Below are 6,076 nucleotides of genomic sequence, written 5' to 3'. Positions count from 1 at the left end.
AGGACCTGGTGGCCGCCAACATCTTCCCCGGCGACATGCTGTGGAAGAACTTCGGTGTCACGCGCCACGGCAAGGTGGTGTTCTACGACTACGACGAGATCGAGTACATCACCGACTGCAACTTCCGCCGCGTGCCCGAGCCGCGCACCGAGGAGGAGGAGCTGTCGGGCGAGGTCTGGTACGCGGTCGGCCCGAAGGACGTGTTCCCCGAGACCTTCGGCCCGTTCCTGCTCGGCAACCCCGCGGTGCGCGACGTGTTCATGAAGCACCACGCCGATCTGCTCGACGCCGGGTTCTGGCAAGCCCACAAGGCGCGCATCGAGCGCGGCCACGTGCACGACGTCTTCCCCTACGATCCGGCGAGGCGGTTCAAGAACCTGCGCCGCGCCGCCGGGCTCGAGCCGGCCTGACCGACCGGGCCGCGTCCCGCCAACCCCTGCAAGGAGTCCTGCCATGAGCGATCCCGTGGTCATCGTTTCCGCCGCCCGCACGCCGATCGGGGGCCTGCTCGGCGACTTCGCGTCGCTGCAGGCCTGGGAGCTCGGCGCCGTGGCGATCCGCGCCGCCGTCGAGCGCGCCGGCGTGCCCGTCGACGCCGTCGACGAGGTCCTGCTGGGCTGCTGCCTGATGGCCGGCCAGGGCCAGGCGCCGGCGCGCCAGGCGATGCGCAGGGCCGGCCTGCCCGACGCCACCGGGGCGGTGACGCTGAGCAAGATGTGCGGCTCGGGCATGCGCGCGATGATGTTCGCGCACGACATGCTCGCCGCCGGCAGCGCGAACGTGATGGTCGCCGGCGGCATGGAGAGCATGACCAACGCGCCGCACCTGGTGTTCGCGCGCAAGGGCGTGAAGTACGGCGCCGCGCAGCTGTTCGACCACATGGCCCTCGACGGCCTCGAGGACGCCTACGAGCGCGGCAAGGCGATGGGCGTGTTCGCCGAGACCTGCGTCGCGAAGTACGGTTTCACGCGCGAGGCGCAGGACGCCTTCGCGATCGCCTCGACCACGCGCAGCAAGCAGGCCAACGAGGACGGCAGCTTCGACTGGGAGATCGCGCCGGTGGCGCTGCCCGGCAAGGGGGGCGAGACGCTGGTCGGGCGCGACGAGCAGCCGTTCAAGGCCAAGCTCGACAAGATCCCGGGCCTGAAGCCGGCGTTCAAGAAGGACGGCACGATCACCGCCGCCAACGCGTCGAGCATCTCCGACGGCGCCGCGGCGCTGGTGCTGATGCGCGAGTCGACGGCCACGCAGCACGGGCTGGCGCCGGTGGCGCGCATCGCCGCGCACGCGGTGCACGCGCAGGCGCCCGAATGGTTCACGACCGCGCCGGTCGGCGCGATCGACAAGGCGCTGAAGAAGGCCGGCTGGGACGCGAAGTCGGTCGACCTGTGGGAGGTCAACGAGGCCTTCGCCGCGGTGACGATGGCGGCGATGACCGAGTTCAAGCTGCCGCACGAGATCGTCAACGTGCACGGCGGTGCCTGCGCGCTGGGCCACCCGATCGGCGCCAGCGGCGCACGCATCGTCGTCACGCTGCTCGGCGCGCTGCGCAAGCAGGGGCGCAAGCGCGGCGTCGCGGCGCTGTGCATCGGCGGCGGCGAGGCCACCGCGATGGCGGTCGAGCTGCTGTGACGTCGCACCGGCGCGACCGCGCCTGACCCGCGATGCAGGTGCTGGTGATCGGCGCGTCGCGCGGCATCGGCTTCGAGTTGGTGCGCCAGTACCGCGGCGACGGCGTCTCGGTCACCGGCAGCGCGCGCAGCGACGACGCGCTGGCGCGCCTGCGCGCGCTCGGCGCCACCGCGGTGCGCCTGGACGTGGCCGACACCGCCAGCGCCACGGGGCTGGCGTGGCAGATCGACGGCGCGCGCTTCGACGTTGCCGTGCTGGCCGCCGGCGTCTACGGCCCGCGCACCAGCGGCCTGCAGTCGCCGAGCGAGGCCGACTTCGACGCGGTGATGCACACCAACGTGCTCGGCGCGATGCGCGTGCTGCCGCAGGTCGCCGACACGCTGGCGGCGGGCGCGAGGCTGGCGGTGATCTCGTCGCGCATGGGCTCGATCGGCGCGCGCACCGGCACCGCGGGCTGGCTGTACCGCGCGTCGAAAGCGGCGCTGAACTCGGTGTTCAGGGACGTCGCGCTGACGCTGGCCGGGCGCGCGGTGTGCGTCGCGTTCCACCCCGGGTGGGTGCGCACCGACATGGGCGGCGCCGGGGCCGAGCTCGAGGTCGGCGACAGCGTCGCCAGCCTGCGCCGCACGATCGCGGCGCTCACCGCGGCCGACCACGGCCGCTTCCTGAACCACGACGGCACGCCAATCGACTGGTGAGCCGCAGGAGCACGCGACGATGCTGCTGTCCGAAGACCACCTGGCCGTGCAGGACGCCGTGCGCGCGTTCGTGCAGGCCGAGATCGCGCCGCACGCCGCGCGCTGGGACAAGGAACACCACTTCCCGGCCGAGCAGCTGCGGGGGCTGGCGGCGCTGGGCTGCTACGGCGTCGCGGTGCCCGCGGAATACGACGGTGCCGGGCTCGACCACCTGGCGCTGGCGCTGATCCTCGAGGAGATCGCCGCCGGCGACGGCGGCACGTCGACGGTGGTCAGCGTCAACAACTGCCCGGTGTGCTCGATCCTGCTGGCCTGGGCCGACGAGGCGCAGAAGCAGCGCTGGCTCAGGCCGCTGGCGCGCGGCGAGATGCTCGGCGCCTTCTGCCTGACCGAGCCGCATGTCGGCTCCGAGGCGTCGGGGCTGCGCACGACTGCGGTGCGCGACGGCGGCGACTACGTGCTCAACGGCGTCAAGCAGTTCATCACGAGCGGCAAGCACGGCGACGTCGCGATCGTGATGGCGGTGACCGACCGCGCGGCGGGCAAGAAGGGCATCAGCGCCTTCGTCGTGCCCACCGACACCCCTGGCTACCGCGTCGCGCGACTCGAGGAGAAGATGGGCCAGCACAGCAGCGACACCGCGCAGGTGCTGTTCGAGGACTGCCGCGTGCCGGCCGCGAACCTGCTCGCCGACGAGGGGCTCGGGCTGAAGATCGCGCTGTCGGGGCTCGAGGGCGGGCGCATCGGCATCGCCGCGCAGAGCCTGGGCATGGCGCGCGCGGCGTTCGACGCGGCGCTCGCGTACGCCAAGCAGCGTGTCGCCTTCGGCCAGCCGATCTTCGACCACCAGGCGGTGCAGTTCCGGCTGGCCGAGATGGCCACGCAGATCGAGGCGGCGCGCCAGCTGATTCACCACGCCGCGAGCCTGAAGGACGCCGGCCGGCCGTGCCTGAAGGAGGCTGCGATGGCCAAGCTGTACGCCAGCGAGATGGCCGAGCGCGTGTGCAGCGCGGCGATCCAGGTCCACGGCGGCTACGGCTACGTCAGCGACTTCCCGGTCGAGCGCATCTACCGCGACGTGCGCGTGTGCCAGATCTACGAGGGCACTTCCGACGTGCAGAAGATCCTGATCGGGCGCGCGCTGGCCTGACCGCGCCGGCGCGCTGCGATCACACTGCCCGGCCGAGCATGCGCAGGCGGATCTTCTCGATGCGCCGCGACGGCGACAGCCCCTTCGGGCAGACCTCGGTGCAGTTCATGATCGTGCGGCAGCGGTACAGCCGGTAGGCGTCGTCGAGGTCGTCCAGCCGCGCCTCGGTGGCGCGGTCGCGGCTGTCCTCGATGAAGCGGCTGGCCTGCAGCAGCCCGGCCGGGCCGACGAACTTGTCGGGGTTCCACCACCACGACGGGCACTGCGTGCTGCAGCACGCGCACAGGATGCACTCGTAGGCGCCGTCGAGCCGCGCGCGCTCCTCGGGCGTCTGCAGCCGCTCGCGCTCGGGCGGCGGTTCGTCGTTGACCAGGTACGGGCGCACCGAGTGGTACTGCGCGAAGAAGCCGCTCAGGTCGACGACCAGGTCGCGGATCACCGGCACGCCGGGCAGCGGCCGCAGCACGATGCGCTCGCCCAGTTCGCGCAGCCGCGTGATGCACGCCAGCGCGTTGCGGCCGTTGACGTTCATCGCGTCGGAGCCGCACACGCCCTCGCGGCACGAGCGGCGAAAGCTCAGGCTCGGGTCGAGCGACTTGAGTCGCTGCAGCAGGTCGAGCAGCATGTGCTCGCCGGGCCGCGGCGCGACGTCGAAGTCCTGCATGCGCGGGCCGCGCCCGTCGTCGGGGTCGTAGCGGTAGATCGAGACCTTCATGCCACCGCTGCGCCCGGCAGCCACAGCAGCGCGCGCACGACCCACGCGCCGCTGGCCAGCAGCATCGCCGCCAACGCGACGAGCAGCGCCAGCCGCAGCGCCAGCGGGTGCACGTAGTCGAGCAGCACGTCGCGCGCGCCGACCCAGGCGTGCAGCAGCAGCGCGGCGAAGGCCACCAGCGTCGCCAGCGCGACCGGCGGCGACTGCATCAGCGCGCGCCACTGCGCGTGGCCGCCCGGCGCCTCGGCGGCGAGCACGGCGAGCGCGGCGACGAGGTAGGCGAGCAGCACCAGCGCGCTCAGCCGCTGCAGCAGCCAGGCGCGCAGCCCGCTGACGGCGCGCCTCACCACAGCGCTCCCGCGGCGAGCAGCGTGACCGCCAGCGCCGCCAGGTTCACCGCCCACGCGCTGCGCCGCGCGCTGCGCAGGCCGGCGCCGACGTCGACGTCGCTCAGCAGGTGGCGCACGCCCGCCAGCAAGTGGTGCGCCAGCGCCCAGGTCCACGCGAGCACCAGCAGCCGCACCGGCGCGGACTCGAGCGCCGCGGCGACCCGCGCGAAGCCCGCCGGCGACGCCAGCGAGCGCTCGAGCGCCCACGCCAGCGCCGGGACGCCGGCCAGCAGCAGGACGCCGCTCGCCCGGTGCAGGATCGAGGTCCAGGCGCCGACCGGTTGCGCGATGCGGCGCAAATCCAGGTGCACCGGCCGGCGGCGCGGGGCGGGGTGCGGTGGCGTGCGGCTGGGCGACATCGGGCGGGGACCTCGCGTCGGGCGTGCCGCGTCGCGGCTCAGCGTACCGGGTGCACGACGATCACTTCGGGGTCGTCGGCGTGTTCGAGCAGCAGGCGGCGCACGCGATCCTGCCACAGCGCGCCGAGCGCCGCGAGCGCCTCGGCGTCGCCGGCCAGCGCGCCGGCCATCGCCGCACGCAGCCGCGGGTCGCCGGGCACGCGGTCGAGCCGTGCCGACACGTCGACGGTGCGCGTGTCGTCGCACCGCGTGAAGCGCATCTCGCCGTCGACCGGCGCGCCGAAGCGCAGCGTCGCGCGGCGCACGAAACGACCGGCGATGCCCTTGAAGCCGTCGTCGCCGGCGGCGCCGGTGACCAGCGACACGACGCGCGCGACGACGCCGGTGACGCCGGCGTCGGCCTCGTCGCGCAGCGCGACGTCGACGCCGCCGCGTTCGGGCAGGGCGTGCGGGTACAGCGCGGCCAGCGCGGCGCGCGCCGCCAGCCAGGCGCCGGCCACCGTCGGGCACGAGTGCCCGGCCAGGCGCACCGCGTCGTCGTAGCCGTAGTCGAGCACGCCGCCGGCGGCGGCGCCGAGGAACGCGGCCAGCGGGTCGTGCACGCGGATGCGCGGCGCGGCGGCGTAGAAGGCGGGCAGGTGTTCGGCGGCGGGGGTCATGACGGGGGCAGCGGACTCGACGGGGTCATGCGGCGGACGGCGTCGCCGCGGCAGGGGCCGGGCGCGGTGCGGCGCCGGCGATGTCGGCCAGCGTCGTGCCGTCGAGCACGCCGAAGAACGCGTGCAGCGCACGGGCGAAGACGCCGCGCAGCCGGCAGTCGGGCGTCAGCGTGCAGCGGTTGGCGTGTTCGTCGAAGCACTCGGCCAGCCGCATGTCGCTCTCGCCGAGGCGCACGACGTCGCCGACGCGGATCTCGCGCGCCGGGCGCCGCAGCCGCACGCCGCCGGCGCGGCCGCGCACCGTCTCGAGCAGCCCGGCGTGCGCGAGGTCGGCGACGATCTTCATCACGTGATTCTTCGCCAGCGCCTGGCGCTCGGCGAGCTCGGCCACGGTGACCAGGCGGTCGTCGTGGCGGGCGCAGTACATCAGCACGCGCAGTGCGTAGTCGGTGTATTCGGCCAGCCGCATCGTCG

9 protein-coding genes are annotated in these 6,076 nt (G+C 73.9%); 4 read left to right on the top strand and 5 right to left on the bottom strand.

What is annotated here, in order from left to right; all coding sequences use genetic code 11:
• The 4 genes from PKC53_RS15310 to PKC53_RS15295 all read left to right on the top strand — a co-directional run.
• Window positions 1-410: isocitrate dehydrogenase kinase/phosphatase-domain containing protein (locus PKC53_RS15310; protein WP_324430126.1), on the top strand; the 410-nt coding region annotated here is incomplete at its 5' end.
• A gap of 43 nt (window positions 411-453) precedes the next feature.
• Window positions 454-1,632, top strand: coding sequence for an acetyl-CoA C-acyltransferase (locus PKC53_RS15305; protein ID WP_324430124.1), 1,179 nt, complete (start codon window positions 454-456; stop codon window positions 1,630-1,632).
• Window positions 1,633-1,664: 32 nt separating this feature from the next.
• Window positions 1,665-2,330, top strand: coding sequence for an SDR family oxidoreductase (locus PKC53_RS15300; RefSeq protein ID WP_324430122.1), 666 nt, complete (start codon window positions 1,665-1,667; stop codon window positions 2,328-2,330).
• A gap of 19 nt (window positions 2,331-2,349) precedes the next feature.
• A complete protein-coding gene (locus PKC53_RS15295; protein WP_324430120.1) occupies window positions 2,350-3,480 on the top strand; it encodes an acyl-CoA dehydrogenase family protein in 1,131 nt (376 codons plus the stop codon).
• A 19-nt stretch (window positions 3,481-3,499) separates the two neighbouring features.
• Here PKC53_RS15295 and PKC53_RS15290 read toward each other — a convergent pair whose 3' ends face one another.
• The 5 genes from PKC53_RS15290 to PKC53_RS15270 form a co-directional block, all read right to left on the bottom strand.
• Window positions 3,500-4,195 carry a succinate dehydrogenase iron-sulfur subunit gene (locus PKC53_RS15290; protein WP_324430118.1) on the bottom strand — a complete coding sequence of 232 codons (696 nt, stop codon included), beginning with the start codon at window positions 4,193-4,195 and terminating at the stop codon, window positions 3,500-3,502.
• Window positions 4,192-4,542 carry a succinate dehydrogenase, hydrophobic membrane anchor protein gene (gene sdhD / locus PKC53_RS15285; protein ID WP_324430115.1) on the bottom strand — a complete coding sequence of 117 codons (351 nt, stop codon included), beginning with the start codon at window positions 4,540-4,542 and terminating at the stop codon, window positions 4,192-4,194. The genes PKC53_RS15290 and sdhD overlap by 4 nt, the downstream gene beginning before the upstream one ends.
• Window positions 4,539-4,895, bottom strand: coding sequence for a succinate dehydrogenase, cytochrome b556 subunit (gene sdhC / locus PKC53_RS15280; RefSeq protein ID WP_324430113.1), 357 nt, complete (start codon window positions 4,893-4,895; stop codon window positions 4,539-4,541). The genes sdhD and sdhC overlap by 4 nt, the downstream gene beginning before the upstream one ends.
• An 86-nt stretch (window positions 4,896-4,981) precedes the next feature.
• Window positions 4,982-5,602, bottom strand: coding sequence for a hypothetical protein (locus PKC53_RS15275; protein WP_324430111.1), 621 nt, complete (start codon window positions 5,600-5,602; stop codon window positions 4,982-4,984).
• A 25-nt stretch (window positions 5,603-5,627) separates the two neighbouring features.
• Complete coding sequence (locus tag PKC53_RS15270; protein WP_324430109.1) at window positions 5,628-6,071, bottom strand: Rrf2 family transcriptional regulator; 444 nt, start codon at window positions 6,069-6,071, stop codon at window positions 5,628-5,630.
• Between the last annotated feature and the right edge of the window lie 5 nt (window positions 6,072-6,076).

Origin of the sequence: Azohydromonas sp., assembly GCF_035325925.1 — a bacterium.
Classification (GTDB): domain Bacteria; phylum Pseudomonadota; class Gammaproteobacteria; order Burkholderiales; family Burkholderiaceae_C; genus Calidifontimicrobium.
The sequence above is the reverse complement of the archived record's forward strand: the minus strand, read 5'-3'. Positions and strand labels throughout refer to the sequence as shown.

Bases quoted from the DNA above. Each gene is read 5' to 3' on its own strand.
- PKC53_RS15305 (WP_324430124.1), top strand. From the start codon at position 454: ATGAGCGATCCCGTGGTCATCGTTTCCGCCGCCCGCACGCCGATCGGG.
- PKC53_RS15300 (WP_324430122.1), top strand. From the start codon at position 1,665: ATGCAGGTGCTGGTGATCGGCGCGTCGCGCGGCATCGGCTTCGAGTTG.
- PKC53_RS15295 (WP_324430120.1), top strand. From the start codon at position 2,350: ATGCTGCTGTCCGAAGACCACCTGGCCGTGCAGGACGCCGTGCGCGCG.
- PKC53_RS15290 (WP_324430118.1), bottom strand. From the start codon at position 4,195: ATGAAGGTCTCGATCTACCGCTACGACCCCGACGACGGGCGCGGCCCG.
- PKC53_RS15275 (WP_324430111.1), bottom strand. From the start codon at position 5,602: ATGACCCCCGCCGCCGAACACCTGCCCGCCTTCTACGCCGCCGCGCCG.
- PKC53_RS15270 (WP_324430109.1), bottom strand. From the start codon at position 6,071: ATGCGGCTGGCCGAATACACCGACTACGCACTGCGCGTGCTGATGTAC.